The sequence below is a fragment of the Pseudomonas mendocina genome, from assembly GCF_003008615.1.
Classification (GTDB): Bacteria; Pseudomonadota; Gammaproteobacteria; order Pseudomonadales; family Pseudomonadaceae; genus Aquipseudomonas; species Aquipseudomonas mendocina_C.
This window is the reverse complement of record NZ_CP027657.1, coordinates 2,354,982-2,372,247: the sequence shown is the minus strand read 5'-3', so window position 1 is coordinate 2,372,247 and position 17,266 is coordinate 2,354,982. Positions and strand designations below refer to the sequence as shown.

At 65.2% G+C, this 17,266-nt stretch carries 12 protein-coding genes; 7 read left to right on the top strand and 5 right to left on the bottom strand.

Annotation, left to right across the window (positions count from 1 at the left end):
• Nucleotides 1-81: 81 nt before the first annotated feature.
• Nucleotides 82-489 (top strand): SMI1/KNR4 family protein, encoded by a 408-nt coding sequence (locus tag C7A17_RS11005; protein ID WP_106738076.1) that lies wholly within the window; start codon nucleotides 82-84, stop codon nucleotides 487-489.
• A gap of 39 nt (nucleotides 490-528) precedes the next feature.
• On the opposite strand, the gene C7A17_RS11000 is transcribed toward C7A17_RS11005, so the two are convergent.
• From C7A17_RS11000 to C7A17_RS10990, 3 genes are all read right to left on the bottom strand, one after another.
• Complete coding sequence (locus tag C7A17_RS11000; protein WP_106738075.1) at nucleotides 529-1,209, bottom strand: sensor histidine kinase; 681 nt, start codon at nucleotides 1,207-1,209, stop codon at nucleotides 529-531.
• Complete coding sequence (locus C7A17_RS10995; RefSeq protein WP_106738074.1) at nucleotides 1,206-2,810, bottom strand: tetratricopeptide repeat-containing response regulator; 1,605 nt, start codon at nucleotides 2,808-2,810, stop codon at nucleotides 1,206-1,208. The genes C7A17_RS11000 and C7A17_RS10995 overlap by 4 nt, the downstream gene beginning before the upstream one ends.
• Before the next feature lie 69 nt (nucleotides 2,811-2,879).
• Nucleotides 2,880-3,530 (bottom strand): GntR family transcriptional regulator, encoded by a 651-nt coding sequence (locus tag C7A17_RS10990; RefSeq protein WP_106738073.1) that lies wholly within the window; start codon nucleotides 3,528-3,530, stop codon nucleotides 2,880-2,882.
• Between the two features lie 236 nt (nucleotides 3,531-3,766).
• Between C7A17_RS10990 and C7A17_RS10985 the strand changes: the two genes are divergently transcribed.
• The 3 genes from C7A17_RS10985 (at nucleotide 3,767) to C7A17_RS10975 (ending at nucleotide 7,401) form a co-directional block, all read left to right on the top strand.
• The gene (locus C7A17_RS10985) at nucleotides 3,767-5,158 is read left to right on the top strand and encodes an aspartate aminotransferase family protein (RefSeq protein WP_106738072.1); all 1,392 of its coding nucleotides are present in this window, start codon (nucleotides 3,767-3,769) and stop codon (nucleotides 5,156-5,158) included.
• 98 nt (nucleotides 5,159-5,256) lie between these two features.
• Nucleotides 5,257-6,624 carry a glutamine synthetase family protein gene (locus C7A17_RS10980; protein WP_106738071.1) on the top strand — a complete coding sequence of 456 codons (1,368 nt, stop codon included), beginning with the start codon at nucleotides 5,257-5,259 and terminating at the stop codon, nucleotides 6,622-6,624.
• A 48-nt stretch (nucleotides 6,625-6,672) separates the two neighbouring features.
• On the top strand, nucleotides 6,673-7,401 hold the full coding sequence (locus C7A17_RS10975) for a substrate-binding periplasmic protein (protein ID WP_106738070.1): 729 nt from the start codon (nucleotides 6,673-6,675) through the stop codon (nucleotides 7,399-7,401).
• Nucleotides 7,402-7,404: 3 nt separating this feature from the next.
• Here C7A17_RS10975 and C7A17_RS10970 read toward each other — a convergent pair whose 3' ends face one another.
• Nucleotides 7,405-8,112: a tetratricopeptide repeat protein gene (locus C7A17_RS10970; RefSeq protein WP_106738069.1), complete on the bottom strand. Its 708-nt coding sequence runs from the start codon at nucleotides 8,110-8,112 to the stop codon at nucleotides 7,405-7,407.
• An 81-nt stretch (nucleotides 8,113-8,193) separates the two neighbouring features.
• Here C7A17_RS10970 and C7A17_RS10965 point away from each other — a divergent pair, with 81 nt between their 5' ends.
• A complete protein-coding gene (locus tag C7A17_RS10965) occupies nucleotides 8,194-8,682 on the top strand; it encodes an acyl-CoA thioesterase (RefSeq protein WP_106738068.1) in 489 nt (162 codons plus the stop codon).
• A gap of 4 nt (nucleotides 8,683-8,686) precedes the next feature.
• Here the strand turns inward: C7A17_RS10965 and C7A17_RS10960 are convergent, their stop codons facing one another.
• Entirely contained in the window at nucleotides 8,687-9,631 is a 945-nt protein-coding gene (locus tag C7A17_RS10960) for an AraC family transcriptional regulator (protein WP_199796417.1), read from the bottom strand.
• Between the two features lie 196 nt (nucleotides 9,632-9,827).
• On the opposite strand from C7A17_RS10960, the gene C7A17_RS10955 reads away from it, so the two are divergent.
• On the top strand, nucleotides 9,828-15,551 hold the full coding sequence (locus tag C7A17_RS10955) for a two-partner secretion domain-containing protein (RefSeq protein ID WP_106738066.1): 5,724 nt from the start codon (nucleotides 9,828-9,830) through the stop codon (nucleotides 15,549-15,551).
• Nucleotides 15,552-15,568: 17 nt separating this feature from the next.
• Nucleotides 15,569-17,206 (top strand): ShlB/FhaC/HecB family hemolysin secretion/activation protein, encoded by a 1,638-nt coding sequence (locus C7A17_RS10950; protein ID WP_106742859.1) that lies wholly within the window; start codon nucleotides 15,569-15,571, stop codon nucleotides 17,204-17,206.
• Nucleotides 17,207-17,266: the final 60 nt, after the last annotated feature.

The window sequence follows — 17,266 nt, the reverse complement described above, 5'->3', positions numbered from 1 at the left end:
TATGCGGTGGCGGCAACATGTTTTCATTCTGCCGGCCAGCTACTGTATAAAGCCGATCCCATGCCATGAGGAGCCAACGCCGTGGAAGAAGTCATCGAACAGCTGCGCGAACTCAACGAGCCGGTACCGGTGCCGCTGGAGCTGCCGGACGAGGAAACCCTGGTGGAAATTCAGGAGCAGATTCTCATCCACCTGCCCTTCGAACTGCGTGAATTTCTGCTCAAGGTCAGCGACGTGGTCTACGGCCGCCTGGAGCCGGTGACCGCCACCGACCCGCATTCGCACACCTACCTGCCGGAAGTGGCCTCGGTGGCCTGGGATCTCGGCCTGCCCCGCGACCTGGTGCCGCTGTGCCAGGACGGCCGCGACTATTACGCCGTCGACGTGGAAGGCCAGGTCTGGCTGTGGGACGGCGACGAAGGTGAACTGACCGACGAGAGCTGGGACTCGGTCTGGCACTGGTGCCGCGACGTCTGGCTGGAAAGCTGAGCGCGCGCCTGAAACCTGGTGGGGTGACGTCGCCAGGTTTCAGGGCAGATAGATGCGAAACTCGCCACCGCCGAGCGGGCCGCCGTTGCTCAGTTCGACGCGCCCGCGACGGCCATCGCGCTGGTGCAATTGGGCAATGCGTGCGGCGAAATACAGGCCCAGCCCGGTGCTGCCACTGCTCTGGCTGAGGCCGAGGATGTAGTCGCCCTGGCGCTTGAGCATTTGCTGGGGATAACCGGCACCATCATCGTTGACGTACAGCAGCAACTCGCCGTCCTGTTCGCTGGCGCTGATCAGCAGGGCGCTACGCGCATAGCGAATGGCATTGGCGATCACGTTGCCCAGCACCGAGCCCAGCAGCTCCTGATCGAAGAAGCCCATCAGATCGAACTCGCTCACCTCGCCGCGCGCCTGGATGCCACGGCTGTCGAGCACGTCGCGATGGCGCGCCAGCTGCGCCTGGATGAAGTCGTCCAGCTCATGATGGGCCGGGTACAGCGGCAGCTGGTTGACCTCCAGCTTGTACAGCCCGAGCAACTGCACCAGCATGCCGTTCAGACGGGCTGTTTCGTACTCGATCACGCCGCGCTCGGTTGTATGTTGCAGCTCGTCCGGCAGTTGCGAAAGCCAGCGCGCGTGGGCCTGGCCCAACTGCGCCAGAGAGTTCTTCATGTCATGCACGGTGGAGGCGATGATGGTGCTGAGGTCGAGCCCGCTCATGTGTCGAATACCCTGCGTCGCAGTTGCTGGTAGCGCGTGTAGCGTGCATCGCTGGGGGCGATCATGCGCACGCCATCGAGACAGCTACGCGCCTCCTCGCGCCATTCGGACGACGGCTGCTCAGTGCCCAGACGCAACAGCGACTGAGCCGCATTGAGGGCGATGCTGATGTTCTTCGGTTGCAGGCCCAGCGCCCGGCGGAACAACACCAGCGCCTCGCCAACCTGCCCCTGCTTGTAGGCCTGCACGCCCCGGCGGTTGAAGTCGGTCGCCTCCTTGCTGGCAGCGAAGACACTCGGGTCGTCGGTCAGGCGGCTGATCGATTCGAGAATCTTGGCGTCGTCACCGTAGACCTCCAGGCAATCCTTGAGCAACTGGGTGCCGGCTTCCTTCTGGCCCAGTTGCTGGAGCTGTCCGACCAGGGTCAGGGCCACCTCGGCCGGAAGGAACTCGCCGAGATTCTGCAGTTCCGCCGCCGCGTCTGCTGCAATCTGCGCGGCACGCGCCGGCTCGGCGGATTTCTGCAGGCTGCTCGCCTGCATCAGGCGACGGCGTACCTGGATGGCCTTGTCCGCCGCATACTGCTGGCCCAGCTCGCTGAGCACCTGGGTGATTTCCAGTTGCGCCCGCTTGCCCAGGGTTTCTTCGCCCGAGCTGGCCATCAGCGCCTGACTCAGCGCCAGGTAGTTTTCCGGGCTCTTCAGACGTGAATTCTTGCCCTGCTCCACCGCGCTGCGATAGGCCTTGGTGGCGCCCTCGAAGTCTTCGTTGTGCATCGCCAGCTTGCCCAGTTGCATCTGCCGGCGCATGGCCAGCGGCGAGATGCGCACGGCATCTTCGAGCACCTGCTGTGCACGCTTGGCCTCACCCTGCTGTTCCAGCACGGCGGACAAGCCGTCGTACAAGCCGGGTTGCATGGGGAACGCCTTGAGGCCTTGCTCGTAGATTTCGCGAGCCCGCAGCAGATCGCCACGCTCGTGCAGCAGAGCACCCAGCGCCTGGAAGGCCCAGGGCATGGCACGATCGGCCAGCACCGCCTGCAGCAATTGTTCGAGTTCCTGGTGCCGGGCCAAGTCGCGCAACGCGCCCGCCTTGTACTTCAGACACAACGGCTGCAGGCGCTTGTCCTGTTTGGACAGCACCTCGCAGGCACTGAGCACCTCGGCCGGATTGCGCTTGTCGAGCGCCTGCAACACAGGCTTGAGCAACGTCTTGCGTTCCACCAGCTTGTCCAGGCGCTGAGCCAGGCTGGCCAGGTTGAAGGGTTTGGTCAGGTAGGCATCCGGCTCGTGCTCGAGCAGGCTCAGCACCATGGCCTGGCTGCTCTCGGCGGTGACCATGACGAAGATGCACTGATTGCTGATCAGGCGCGCGGCATGCAGCTCCTCCAGCGTCTGCAGGCCGTTCTTGCCGGCCCCCAGGTTGTAATCGTGGAGAATTATGTCGTAGCGCTTGTGCCGGCACATGGCGATGGCCTGTTCGCCACGATCGGCCATGTCCACGTCTCTGACACCCATCTCGCGCAGCATTGCTTTGACCGAATTACGAAAGTCGGAAAAGTCGTCGACGATCAAAAACCGCTTGGCGCTGTAATCCGACATGAAGCCATCCATTAGTTAGCTAGCAGCGAATTATAAGGCAGCCAGCAAGTACAGCGAGATAGCCACTTGCTATCTCGCCTGCTCCAGCTCCAGCAAGTTGAGCAAGAAGCGCGCGAAGTACACGAGATCCTGCTCCATGGCATGGCGAGCTGCCTTGGCATCGCCGGCCTCGATGGCGGCGAAGGCGTCCTCATGAAAGTCGTTGAGCCGCAGCGACAGGTCGGCGCCGGTGAACAAGCGGTTGAAGAACGGGCCGATCTGCAACCATAACGACTCGATCGAACGCAGCAATACCGGGTTGCCGCACGCGCCGTACAGATGCAGGTGGAATTGGCTGTTGGCGTTGAGGTAGTCCTGCACCTGGCGTTGCTCGATGGCCACATCCATGCGTCGCACGCAATCACGCAGCAGCGCCAGGTCATCGCTGCCCAGGCGTGGCGTGGCCAGTTCGACCGCCAGCCCTTCCAGCGCCAGGCGAACCTGGAAAATGTTTTCGTAACGTTCACGGGTCATCGAGGGGACGCGTACCGAGCGCTGCTGCTCGCCTTCCAGCGCGCCTTCGGCAACCAGGCGCTGCAACGCAGCCCGCACCGGCATCGGGCTGGTGCCCCACTGCGCGGCAAGGTCACGGATCTTCAAGGCCTGCCCAGGCTGGAAACGGCCCGCCAGCAGGCCCTCACGAATGCGTTGATACAGCTGTTCCTGCAGGTTGTCACTCATGGGGTTCAACGTCCTTGTGGCGGTGCAGGCAGTTGGGACAGGGTGAGCAGACAGTCGCGCATGGCGTTCTCCAGTAGGTGTCGAGCGATGGCTTTCGGTGATATTCATCCGACTATGTCGATATTATGTGATCACAAAAAACAAGAAATACACACTAATTTTGCGAATACCCAGATAACTTGTAATTTCTGTGATCACAAAATACCATGTGTGGAAATTCGAACGAGGTGTTCAAGATGACTGCCAGTGGTATCGCCCCAACCGCCGTGGAAACCTTCGCTGCCCGTGAGCGCGCCCGCTTCCTCGAACGCAACCCGAAGTCGGTGGCCCTGGCCGAGCGTGCCCGCCACTCCTTGTATGGCGGCGTACCGATGCACTGGATGGCGGACTGGTCGACGCCAGTGCCGCTGTTCGTCGAGCGTGCCAAGGGTGCGCGCTTCTTCGACGTCGACGGTCATGAATATGTCGATTTCTGCCTGGGTGACACCGGCACCATGTTCGGCCACTCCCCCGCCCCGGTGGCGCGCGCCCTCGCCGAGCAGGCAAACAATGGCCTGACCACCATGCTCCCAGGCGAGGACGCCGTGGTCTGCGGCGAGCTGCTGGCCCAACGTTTCGGCCTGCCCTACTGGCAGGTGACCGCCACCGCCACCGACTCCAACCGGTATGTGCTGCGCTGGGCGCGCGCCATCACGCAGCGCAAGACCCTGCTGGTGTTCGACGGCTGCTACCACGGCACCGTCGACGACGTGATGGTGCGTCATCGCGACGGCAAGACCGTGCACCGCTCGGGTCTGATTGGCCAGGCTTACGACCTGACCGAGCACAGCCGCGCCATTCCCTTCAACGATGTCGATGCACTGGAAGCTGCGCTGGCGCAAGGTGACGTCTGCGCCCTGCTCTGCGAGCCGGCGATGACCAACATCGGCATGGTGCTGCCCGATCCCGGCTTCATGCAGAAATGCCGCGAGCTGACCCGTAAATACGGCAGCCTGCTGATCATCGACGAAACCCACACCATCTCCACCGATATCGGCGGCTGCACCCGTCTGTGGGGCCTCGACCCGGACTTCTTCGTGGTCGGCAAGCCGATCGCCGGCGGCGTGCCGTGCGGCATCTTCGGTTGCAGCGCAGCGATGGCCGACGCCATGACCCAGGCGCGCCAACGCGCCAGCGAGGGCAGCCATGGCCACGGCCACAGCGGCATGGGCACCACCCTGTCGGCCAACGCCCTGGCCATGCACTGCATGCGCGCCAACCTGGAGCAGGTGATGACCCAGGCTGCCTACGACCACATGCTGCCGTTGGCCGCACGCCTGGCCGAAGGCTTCCGCCACTTGATCGACAAGCACGGCCTGAAGTGGTCGGTGACCGAGCTGGGCGCGCGCTGCGAATTCCAGTTCTGTGCCACCCCGCCGCGCACTGGCGCCGAGGCCGAGGCTGCCTTCCATGACGAGCTGCAGATGGCCCTGCACCTGTACCTGATCAACCGCGGCATCCTGATCACCCCATTCCACAACATGACCCTGTGCTGCCCGAGCACCACGGCCGCGGATGTGGACAAGCTGATCGCCATGCTCGACCAGGCGCTCACCGAGCTGCTGGCCATCCCCGGCGCCCGCGAGTAAGCCCAAAAGGATGCCTGTGGGAGGGGCTTTAGCCGCGATAGTCGCCGCTGAAGCGCCTCCCACGGAATCAGCTACGCCCCCTTTTTGCGAGAACCACCATGCAATTCGCCAACCCCCAAGAAGCGCGCGACTTTCTCGAACGCCACCCCGAGGTACGCAGCATCGAGCTGATGTTGATCGACGCCAACGGCATCCCGCGCGGCAAGCTGCTGCACCGCGACGAACTGCTGGCGATCTACGAGAACGGCCGACCGCTGCCCAGCTCGATCCTGTCGCTGACCATCCAGGGCGAAGACGTCGAGGAAAGCGGCCTGGTCTGGGAAGTCGCCGATGCCGACTGCTGGACCTACCCGCTGCCCGGCAGCCTGACGCTGCAACCCTGGCGCGCGGTGCCTACCGGCCAGCTACAGGTGAGCATGCACCCGACTGAAGGCATGCCAGCCACACCTGGCGATCCCCGCCATGTACTGATCCGTGCCATCGAGGCGCTCAAGGCCGATGGCTACCACCCGGTAATGGCGGTGGAGCTGGAGTTCTACCTGCTGGACAAGCAGCGCGACGCCAATGGCCGGCCGGAGCCGGCCGTGCAGATGAATGGCGTGCGCCCGCAGGCACCGCAGGTCTATGGCGTGTACGAGCTGGAGCAGGTGCAGCCGTTTCTCGACGACCTCTACGCCGCCTGCGAAACGCAGGGCCTGCCGGTGCGCACGGCGATCTCCGAATATGCGCCCGGCCAGCTGGAACTGACCCTGGAGCACCGCTTCGATGCGCTGCAGGCGGTGGACGAAGGTGTGCGCTACAAGCGCCTGGTCAAGGGCGTGGCCAACAAGCACGGGCTGCAGGCCTGCTTCATGGCCAAGCCGTTCGGCGACCAGGCTGGCAGCGGCCTGCACATGCACGTGTCGCTGGCCGACGCCGACGGCAACAACCTGATGGCTTCCGAAGACCCGCACGGTACGCCGCTGCTGCGTCACTCCATCGGCGGCATGATGGCCACACTCAACGACGCGCTGGTGATCTTCTGCCCCAACGCCAACTCCTTCCGCCGCTTCCAGGCCAACAGCTACGCGCCGCTGGCCAAGAGCTGGGGGGTGAACAACCGCACCGTGTCGTTCCGTGTGCCGGGCGGGCCAGCCAAGAGCCGTCACGTCGAGCACCGCATCTGCGGCGCCGACGCCAACCCCTACCTGGCCGCGGCAGCGATCCTTGCCGGCATCCACAAGGGCATCCGCGAGCAGATCGATCCGGGCGCAGCCATCGTCGGCAATGGCTACGAGCAGGCCCGCGAAACCCTGCCCACCGACTGGCTCACCGCGCTGCGCAACCTGGAAGGTTCGAGCTGGGCGCGCGAAGCACTGGGCGAGGATTTCCTCAAGGTGTTCCTGGCGATCAAATGGGCCGAGTACCGTCAGTTCATGGGCGAAGTCGGCGAACAGGACTGGCGTTGGTATCTCAATCACGCCTGATGGGGCTGTGGGCTAATCTGTAGCCAGCGAGGAGGCGGAGAACGACTCATGAAATGCTGGCTACTGCTGGCCCTGCTGATGGTGGCTGCGCTGGCGCAGGGCGAAACCCTGCGCGTCGGCATCGAGCAGCATGACTACTACCCCTACTACCGCGCCACACTCGAAAGCCCGCCCGAAGGCTACTGCCTGGACTTGCTGGAAGCCTTCGCCAAGCACGAAGGTCTGACGCTGGAGTTGCTGCCACAACCGCTCAACCGGCTGTATCGCAACATGCTCGACGAGCAGAGCCTCGACCTGCTGTTCCCCGACAACCCCACCTGGGCGCGCCAGGCCAAGACCGATCACCCGCTGTACTACAGCGAGGCAGCGATTCAGATCGTCGACGGCACCCTGGTGCTGGCCAGCCGTCGCGGCCAGGGCCTGAACAACATTCACCACCTGGGCACGGTGCGAGGCTTCACCGCCCAGGCCTGGCAACCCCTGCTCGACAAGGGTGACGTACGTCTGGTGGAAACCCCGGATATCCACAGCCTGATCCGCATGGTCGCGCGCGGGCGTATCGATGCGCTCTACGCCAATCCGCAGGTGGTGCGCTACCAGCTCGGCCAACTGGGCATGGCCGGCGACTACCTGCAGCTGGATCAACAACTGCCGCTGATCTACACCAGCTTCCACCTCAGCAGCGCCCGACGCCCTGACCTGATCGAACGCTTCGATGCCTTCCTGCTGGAGGAGCAGGACAACGTGCAACAACTCAAGGCCCACTACGGATTATGAGGCTCAGGGACTTACCTTGATGTAGCGTCCACCCACGCTGATGCCCATGCCGCCATAGTCCTGGCAGCCGTCGGCGAACACCTCCAGTACCTGCATGTGAATGCCCTCGCGCAGCAGTTGCACCGCACAGTCGCTGCCCAGCCCGGCATCTTCGAGGCCCATCTGCACCTCGTCACCGACCAGTTTTCCAGCCAACTCGCCAATCGCGGCCGGGCCGTATTCCTCGACACGACCACCCGCACGCAGAGGGGCAAAACTGGCGAGATAAGCGCCTCTGCCATCTTCGCTGATCTGCAACTCGCTCCACACGGCCTGGCCGCTGTAACGCAGATAGCGCCCCACCGGGCTGGCGCTCAGCGCCGAGTAATCCAGCGCCTGCGTGACCTTGGCCAGATTGTGACGAGTCGCCGAGCCGGACAGGTTGCTGTCCAGCGCCAGCTCCAGCCAGGCCCGCGCCTTGCCGGCATCGCCCGCGCGCAGGTTAGCCAGCATCAGGTTGTTCAAAGCCAGCTCGAGCCCGACAACATCGTCACGCTCGACACGGCGTAACTGCCGCTCGAATGCCTCGATGGCCTCGTCGAAACGTCCCGCCTGATAGGCTGCCGTACCAGCCTGGTTGCATTGAGCCGCAGTGGCGCAGCTCTCCTCGGCCAGCGCCGGCAGGGCAAGCAGGCTCAATAGCAGAGGCGGAATGTGGCGCATCGGCATCATCTGGCATCCTAGGAAAGCAAAAGCCCATCTTAGCCGGGCTGCAGCCAGCGCTGCAGCGCACAGCCCCAATTCGGAGTCACCATGGAAGCCGGAACTGCGCAACTGACGATGACCGTACTGATGACACCGGATATGGCCAATTTCTCCGGCAATGTCCACGGCGGCACCCTGCTCAAGTACCTCGACGAAGTCGCCTACGCTTGCGCCAGCCGCTATGCCGGTTGCTACGTGGTGACCCTGTCGGTGGATCAGGTGATGTTCCGCGAGCCGGTGCACGTCGGCGAGCTGGTCACTTTCCTCGCCTCGGTCAACCATACCGGACGCACCTCGATGGAGATCGGCATCAAGGTGATCACCGAAAACATCCGCGAACGCTCGGTGCGCCACACCAACAGCTGCTTCTTCACCATGGTCGCGGTCGATGCCAATGGCCGTCCGGCGCCGATTCCGGAATTGCAGCCGGATACCCCCGACGGCCTACGCCGCCAGCGCCAGGCCAAACAGCGCCGGCAGATCCGCGAAGAGCTGCAGCAGCGCTACCAGGCGCTGAGCGAGGAGAAGAACGCCTGAGGCGTCAGGCCAGCGAGAGTGCCACCGTAAAGGACTGCTGGCCGCCCACCTTCTCCCAGGGCGGCCTGTGGAAGACCTCGAAAGCACCGTTGTTGATCGGCAACAATCGCTCCCCGGAATTCGGCAGCCAGGCCATGGCCACGCTGCTCAGGGTATTGACGATGCCCGGCAGATAGGCGCCCTCGCAGCGCAGCGTGGCATAGCGGCCAGCCCGCAGAGCCTGCCCCGTCAGCGCCGTTCCCGTGGCATCGAAACCAGGGTCGAGCACCGCACAGTCGTAGCGGATCTGCTCGGTCGGCGTCACTAGCGAGCCATCGAGGGAAATACCGAACAGTTGCGCTCCTTGCAGGGGAAAACCGATCTGCTGCAGGTAGGCCCCGAATACGCGCCAGTACTCCTCGCGATCCGTGTAGGAGCCATGAAAGCGCATGGCGAGCAGAGGCTGCGGCCTCAGCACCTGCACCCGCACGCAAGTTGCCTGTTCACGCTGCAACGGGGTTGGTAGCGGCCGGCGGGCCTGGGCAAACTGACGGTACTGCGTGGGCACCATGCCGAAGCGCCGCTGGAACGCACGGATGAACGCCTCGTGGCTGGCATAGCCGGCGTCCAGAGCGGTCGACATCACCGACTCCGCGCCCATCAGCAGGTTCATCGCCGCCCGATCCAGCCGGGTGCGACGCAAATAGGCACTGGGCGACTCGCCCATCACCTCCTGAAAATAGCGCTGGAAATGAAAGGGACTGAGGCCGACATGCTCGGCGACCTCATCAAGCCCGAGGGGCGCTGCCGGAATCCCCTCCAGCAGACGAACGGCGCAGGCGATACGTGGATCGTCCAGGCACCTGGGTGGTGGCTGGCGGCGTGGCGCGGGCGTGAGAGGCGCGACAGGAGGCGGCTGCGGAATCTGCGCCAACTCCCAGTCGATCGTGGGCCGAGTGGACAGTGCCAAATCGCCACCAAAGCACTCCCCATCCATTTTTTCTACCTGTAAGCTAGCCCGGCGCAAATTCTATCAAGCGTCTATTCTGCCATCGGTTTAAATTTCGCGACTCTCCCCCGCACGAAGACCGCCTCTACAGGCTGCTCTCACCAGTGCGTGGCAGGGAGAAGCCTCTATAACAATTGCCAATCACAGGAAGGCTGCCATGAACCGTGCCTACGCCCTCGTCTGGAACCCTCGCACCGGCGGCTGGAGCGTCGCCGACGAACACGCCAGACGGCACGGCAAAGGCGCCGGTGCAATACTGGCAGCCAGCTTACTGCTGGCTGGCCCGGTATGGGCCGCCGACCTGCCTACCGGTGGCCAGGTGGTGTCCGGCAGCGGCAGCATCAGCCAGCCCAATGCCCAACAGATGGTCATCGATCAGGCCAGCAACAAGCTCGCCATCGACTGGCAGAGCTTCGACATCGGCGCCGGTAACAAGGTGACCTTCAACCAGCCTGGTCGCGATTCCATCGCCCTGAATCGGGTGATCGGCAGCGACGGCTCGAAGATCATGGGGCAACTGGATGCCAACGGCAGGGTCTTCCTGGTCAACCCCAACGGCGTGCTGTTCGGCAATGGCGCCAGCGTCAATGTCGGCGGGTTGGTGGCCTCTAGCCTGGATCTGTCGGTCGAGGACTTCGACAAGGGCCAGTACCGTTTTCAGGGCGACGGCAGCCCAGCGGCAGTGGTCAACCAAGGCAACATCCGCGCAGATGGCGGCGCCGTGGCGCTGCTCGGCGGCACAGTCAGCAACAATGGTGTGATCGTCGCCAATCGGGGCTCGGTCACCCTGGCGGCCGGCAATGCGATGACCCTGGACTTCGCCGGCGATGGCCTGCTCAACGTGCAGGTGGATGAAGCGGCAGTCGATGCCCTGGTGGAAAACCACCAGTTGATCAAGGCCGATGGCGGCCAGGTGGTGCTGACTGCCAATGCCGGTGATGCGCTGCTCAAGACGGTGGTCAACAACACCGGCGTGATCGAGGCCCGCACCCTGGGCGAGAAAAACGGCAAGATTCTGCTACTGGGGGATTTCGACGGCGGTGTGGTGAATGTCGCCGGCACCCTCGACGCCAGCGCACCGACTGGCGGCGATGGCGGCTTCATCGACACCAGCGGCGCCCATGTGAAAATCGCCGACGACGTCAAGGTCACCACCCTGGCGCCCAAGGGCAAGACCGGCGAGTGGCTGATCGATCCCTACAACGTCACCATTTCCAACGCCCCCAGCTCCGGCATGGGCGGCTTCAACGGTAACGCCAACGACAGCGTGCTCAACGTCACGACCCTCACCAACGCCCTGGCCAGCACCGGGGTCACGGTGACCACCGGTGTCGGTGGCAGCCAGGCCGGCAACATCACGGTGGACGCGGCGATCAGCTGGAGCGCCAACACGGTGCTGGCACTCAACGCCGCCGGCAGCATCATCATCAACAAGGACATCACCGCCACCGGCAACAACGCCGGGCTGTCCATGTCCTACAGCGGCAGCTACAGCCTGAACAAGGGCGCCCGCGTGACCCTGTCCGGCAGCAATGCCAGCCTCAGCCTGGCGGGCACCGGCTACGTCCTGATCCATGACATCGGCGCGTTGCAGAACATCACCAGCACGGGCTTCTACGCCCTGGGCAACGACATCGACGCCAGCGCCACCGCGGGCTGGAACGGTGGCGCCGGCTTCAACCCGCTGGATGGGGCGAGCACCAACTTCGCCGGCCTTGGCCACAGCATCGACAAGCTGACCATCAACCGCGGGTCGGAGAGCGACGTCGGGCTGTTCCGCACCGTGAGCGGCAACGTCCGTGACCTGACCCTGTCGAATGCCCGCATCACCGGCCAGATGAACGTCGGCGGTATCGCCGCCACCCTCGGCGGCACCCTCAGCAACGTCCACATGACCGGCAGCGTGTCCGGCTCCGGGGCCTTCGTCGGCGGCCTGGCCGGCACGGTGAACAACGGCATCATCCGCTACTCGTCCTCTGCCGCCGACGTGACCGGCCTGACCGTGGTGGGCGGACTGGCGGGCAGCGTGCAGAGCATTGCCATGGCCGACTCCTATGCCACCGGCTCGGTCACCGCCACGGTCAGCAACACCAGTGCGTTTGCGGGCGGGCTGCTAGGCGAGGTGATCTCCAGCGCGACGCTGACCAACACCTACGCCAGCGGCAAGGTCACCGGCTACACCACCACGGGCGGCCTGATCGGTGGCGGCTACCTGCCCACCATCACCGTCAACACCAGCTACTGGGACATCAACAGCACCGGCCAGTCCAGCTCCCTGGGTGGCGGTACCGGCCTGACCAGCGCCGTGCGCAACCAGTCGGCCTACACCGGCTTCGACTTCACCAACATGTGGGTGATGTTCGAAGGCGATACCCGGCCGATGCTACGCAACGAATACTCCACGACCATATTCACGCCCCATGCACTGCAGCTGATGGGGCTGGATCTGTCCGCCAGATACCGCCTGGGCACCGATCTGAGCCTAACCAGCGCCATGGCCGCCAGTGGCGGCTACTACGGCGAGGTGTGGGGCGCGTCGGGCTTGCGCCCGATCGGCAACAACGCCCAGCAGTTCACCGGCAGCTTCGACGGGCAGGGACACAGTATCAGTGGCCTGACCATCGACCGGGCAGCGACCAACTACGTTGGGCTGTTCGGTTACACCTACGGTGCGTCCCTGGCCAACGTGAAGCTGATTGGAGGCAACGTAACTGGCAACGACGGCGTCGGTGCCCTGGTCGGTTATATGCTGGGCGGCACCCTCGGCAACGCGTCGGCCAGCGCCACGGTCAGCGGCGCCAGCACGGGCGAGAGCAACACCGGCGGGCTGGTGGGCACCAACGACGGCGGTGCCATCGCCGATGCCTCCGCCAGCGGCAATGTCACCGGCGCCGGCTACCAGATCGGCGGCCTGGTCGGCTTCAATGTCAACGGCGGCAGCATTACCCGCTCCTATGCCACCGGTAGCGTGACCGGTACCAACTCGAGCGCCGGCGTCGGTTACGTCGGCGGCCTGGTGGGCGCCAACGGCTACAGCTTCGATGGCGGTTCCATCAGCCAGTCCTACGCCACCGGCACGGTGAGGGCGTCGTCGGGGCCGGTCGGGGGCTTCGTCGGCCACAACGAGGGCAGCATCACCGACTCCTATGCCACCGGCGCGGTGATCGGGCAGGGCTCCGCCAGCAACATCGGCGGCTTTGTCGGCGTCAACTTCGTAAACGGCACCATCGGCAACAGCTACTCCACCGGCTACGTCAGCGGCCCCAGCCAGGTCGGTGGCTTCGTCGGCTTCAACAACGGCTCGAACGGCGCCATCAGCAACACCTACTGGAACACCCAGACCAGCGGCCAGGTGCAAGGTACCTCTGGCGGGCTGGCGGGCGGCATGACCGGGCGCACCACCGCGCAGCTACAAGGTGGGCTGCCTTCCGGCTTTTCGTCATCGATCTGGGGCAGTGGCGCCAATCTCTACTCGTACTTCACCTGGCGCTACAACACCACCCCCGTGGCCATCAGCGGCCATGTCCTGGCCAATGCCGGCGGCAACGCCCTCGCAGGCGCCACCCTGACCGCCGTGTCCGGCGGCACGGCAATCGGCAGCGCCAGCAGCGGTGCCGACGGCTACTACTACATTCTCAGTGACGCCAGCGGCCTCGACAGCAATGGCGCCATCGCCTACCTGGACGGCAATGCCACGGCCGGCGCCGCCTTTGCCGACGTGATCGGTACCAACGGCATCCAGGGGCTGGATGTCTACGGCGATGCCGCGCATCTGGTGACGGGCCAGGGCAGCCTCACGGCCACCCGCAACCGCTACCTGGCCGCGCGGGGCAGCTACACGGACACCGATCTGGCCTTCCTCTCGTCAAGCAATTTCGCCGCCCTCACCAGCAGCGGCTACGGTCTGCAACTGACCGCCAGCGCCACCAGCTACAGCCTGGACACCAACCTCGGCTCCGGCGGCCTGCTCAGCCTCGACAGCGGCGGTGCCTTCGGCATCAGCGGCACCCGCCAGCTGTCGGCAGGCGGCAACCTCAACGTGGCCGACCGCCTGACCTGGGGCGACAACGCCGGGCTGACCCTCAGCACCAGCAATGGCGGCAACGTCCTGCTGGGGGATGGCATCGACGCCGCCAACGGCAGCCTGACCCTCTCTGCTGCCGGCACCGCAACCAGCAACGGTGGTGTCAACCTGGGCGTACTGAGCCTCGCCAGCGGCACCTGGAATCAGGTAGCCGCCAGCCTGCCCAGCTTCAGCGTCACCGATTTCCGCCTCAGCCCCGGTGCCACCTTCATCCGCGCTGTGGGCGGTGACGGCAGTGTCGCCACGCCATACCGCATCACCGACGTCTACGGCCTGCAGGGCCTGGCGTCCAACAGCCTGGCGGGGAGTCGCTTCGTCCTGGCCGGGGACATCAATGCCTCGGGTACGGCGCTGTGGAACAGCGGCACCGGCTTCCTCTCCATCGGCAGCCTCGCCACCCCATTCGCCGGCAGCCTCGACGGGCAGGGGCACCGCATCAGCGGCCTGGCCATCAACCGCCCCGGCAGCACCTACAGCGGCCTGTTCGGCTACAACGCCGGTTACGTCGGCAACCTCAACCTGGTGGGCGGCAGCGTGGCTGGCGGCACCTACGCCGGTGCCCTGGTGGGCTACAACGCCGCCGGCGGGGTGGTCGAGCGGGTCAGCAGCAACACCACCGTCACCGGCACGGGCAACGTCGGCGCCCTGGTCGGCACCAACGCCGGGATCCTCAGCGAGTCCCTGGCCACGGGCAGCGCCAGCGGCGGCCTGAATGGCGGCGGCCTGGCCGGCAGCAACGCCAGCACCGGCACTATCCGCGACAGCTACGCCACCGGCAGCGCCCAGGGCAGCGCCACGGCAGGCGGCCTGGTCGGGTTCAACGATGGCAGCCTGCTGCGTGTCTATGCCACGGGCACGGCCAGCTCCAGCGTCGGCGCGGTCGGCGGCCTGGTGGGCAGCAATGTCGGCACCGCCACCGGCAGCTTCTGGAACACCACCAGCAGCGGCCTGGCCCAGGGCGTCGGGGCCGGCACCGCCACCGGCATCTCCGGGTTGACCAGCGCCCAGCTCACCACCCTGGCGCCCTTCGTGGCCGCCGGCTGGAACATCGACGACGCCGGCGGCACCGGTGCCACCTGGCGCATGTACGAGGGCCACAGCGCGCCGCTGCTGCGCAGCTTCATGACCGCCCTCAGCGTCAACGTCGGCAACGCCAACAAGACCTACGACGGCAGCGCCACCAGCAGCACCGGCGCCCTGGTATTCCCCATCGGCTACGACCCGGCCCTGGTTGCCGGCAGCGCCTTCTACAATGCCAGCAGTGCCAATGCCGGCACCTACAGTGGTTCCGACCTGCGCCTCGGCGGGCTCTACTCCAGCCAGTTCGGTTATGACATCGAGATGCTCGCCGGCACCCTGACCATCGACAAGGCTGCGCTGACCATCACCGCTGGCAATGCCAGCAAGAACGTCGGCCAGACTGCCACTCTCAATGGTTTCACCAGCGCCGGGCTGGTGGCAGGTGATCAGGTCAGTGGCGTGAGTCTGGCCAGTGCAGGGGCAGCGGCCAGCGCCGGTGCCGGCAACTACGCCATCGTCGCCAGCAACGCCCAGGGCAACGGCCTGAGCAACTACGACATCACTTATGTGGACGGTGTGCTGAGCGTCACCGGCAGCATCCCCCTGCCCAGCCTCGTCGACCCTCGTCTCGTCGCTGCCCAACTGGCGGCCAGCCAAACCGATGAGCAGCCCAGCCGGCCCCTGATGATAACGACCCCGAAACTGTTCGACGCAACGACCTACAGCCCACAACTGAACCTCGTCGATAACGGCATTCGCCTACCAGAAGGAATCTGAAGTTGCGTTCGACCTCCATGCTGGCGGGCCTTACCGCCTCTCTGATCACGCTGTCCGCTGCAGCAGCCACTGCGCCGGATGCCGGCCAGACACAACAAGGTATCGACCAGGCACCGCTGCAATTGCCCGAGCGGCAACGCCTCGAGCTCAACCTGCCCGATGCCCCGGCCGATCCAGCCGCCGAAGCAGGCCCGCGCCTGCAGGTTAACGGTTTCATCCTCGACGGTAACCAGGCGTTGTCCGATGAGGTGCTGCTCACTCAACTCGCCGATCTCTCGGGACGCGAGCTGACCGTCGGCCAGTTGCAGGGCGCTGCCAACCGCATCACCCGCCTCTATCGCGAAAGCGGCTATCCACTAGCCCGCGCCTACCTGCCAGCCCAGGAAATCGAAGGCGGCATGGTGAAGATCGCCGTGCTCGAAGGTCGCTATGGCGAGATTCAGGTCAAGGATCAGGCCACCCTGCGCGGCAGCGCCCTAGCCCCCCTCGCGACTCTGCAGGCAGGCGACGCGGTGCAGGGCAAGTCGCTGGAGCGCAGCCTGCTGTTACTGCAGGACACCCCCGGCGTAGAGGTGAAATCCACCCTGCGGCCAGGCACGAGCACCGGCACCACGGATCTGCTGGTCGACGTACAGCGCGCGCCGCTGGTGTCCGGCTCGGTGGATGCCGACAACTACGGTAACCGCTTCGTCGGTGAGTACCGTCTGGGCGGCACCCTCAACCTCAACAACCCACTCGGCTTCGGCGACCGCCTGACCCTGCGCGCCATGGGTTCCGAGGAAGACCAGCGCTACGGGCGCATCGCCTATCAGTTGCCAGTCGGCCCCTGGGCGACCCAGGTCGGCGTGGCCTATTCGGATATGGACTACCAGCTGGGCAAGGACTTCGAAGATCTCGATGCACACGGCAATGCGCGCATCGCCAGCGTCTTCGCCCTGCAGCCACTGGTACGCTCACGCGATTTCAGCCTCTATGGCCAGCTGCAGTTCGATGACAAACGCCTCAAGGACGACATCGACCTGTTCGACCAGAAGAGCGACAAACGGGCCCGCGTGACCATCCTGTCGCTAACCGGCAACAGCCGCGACACGCTGCTTGGCGGCGGCGTCAACAGCTTCGCCCTGGCCTGGAGCCAGGGCAGCCTGAACATCGACGGCGCGCCCGCCAAGCGCGTTGACGACCTTACCGCCGGCACCCGCGGCCAGTTCCACAAGCTCAACCCCAGCCTGGTACGCCTGCAGCGCCTGAGCGATCGTTTCAGCCTCTACACCCAGCTACAGGGGCAATGGGCCGACGGCAACCTGGACAGTTCCGAGAAGCTCTACCTCGGCGGAGCCTATGGCGTACGCGCCTACCCGCAAGGCGAAGCCTCGGGCGACCAGGGCTGGCTGGCCAACGTCGAACTGCGCTACGCCCTGAACGAGGCCTGGCAGCTGTCCACCTTCGTCGACCATGGCCAGGTTCGCCTGAACAAGAACACCTGGGCCGATGAGGACAATCATCGCAGCCTCTCCGGCGCTGGTGTCGGCGCTCGCTGGGCCGCCCATGGTTGGCAGATCAGCACCGTCGCCGCCTGGCGCCTCGGCAATGCCGATGCCGAAAGCGACGTGTCGCGTACGCCACGCGTCTGGGCACAGGTGGTTCGGGCCTTCTAACTTTCGCCGGAACCGACCGACGAGCGGGAAAAAGCTGACCGACGCGACGACATCGCAGGA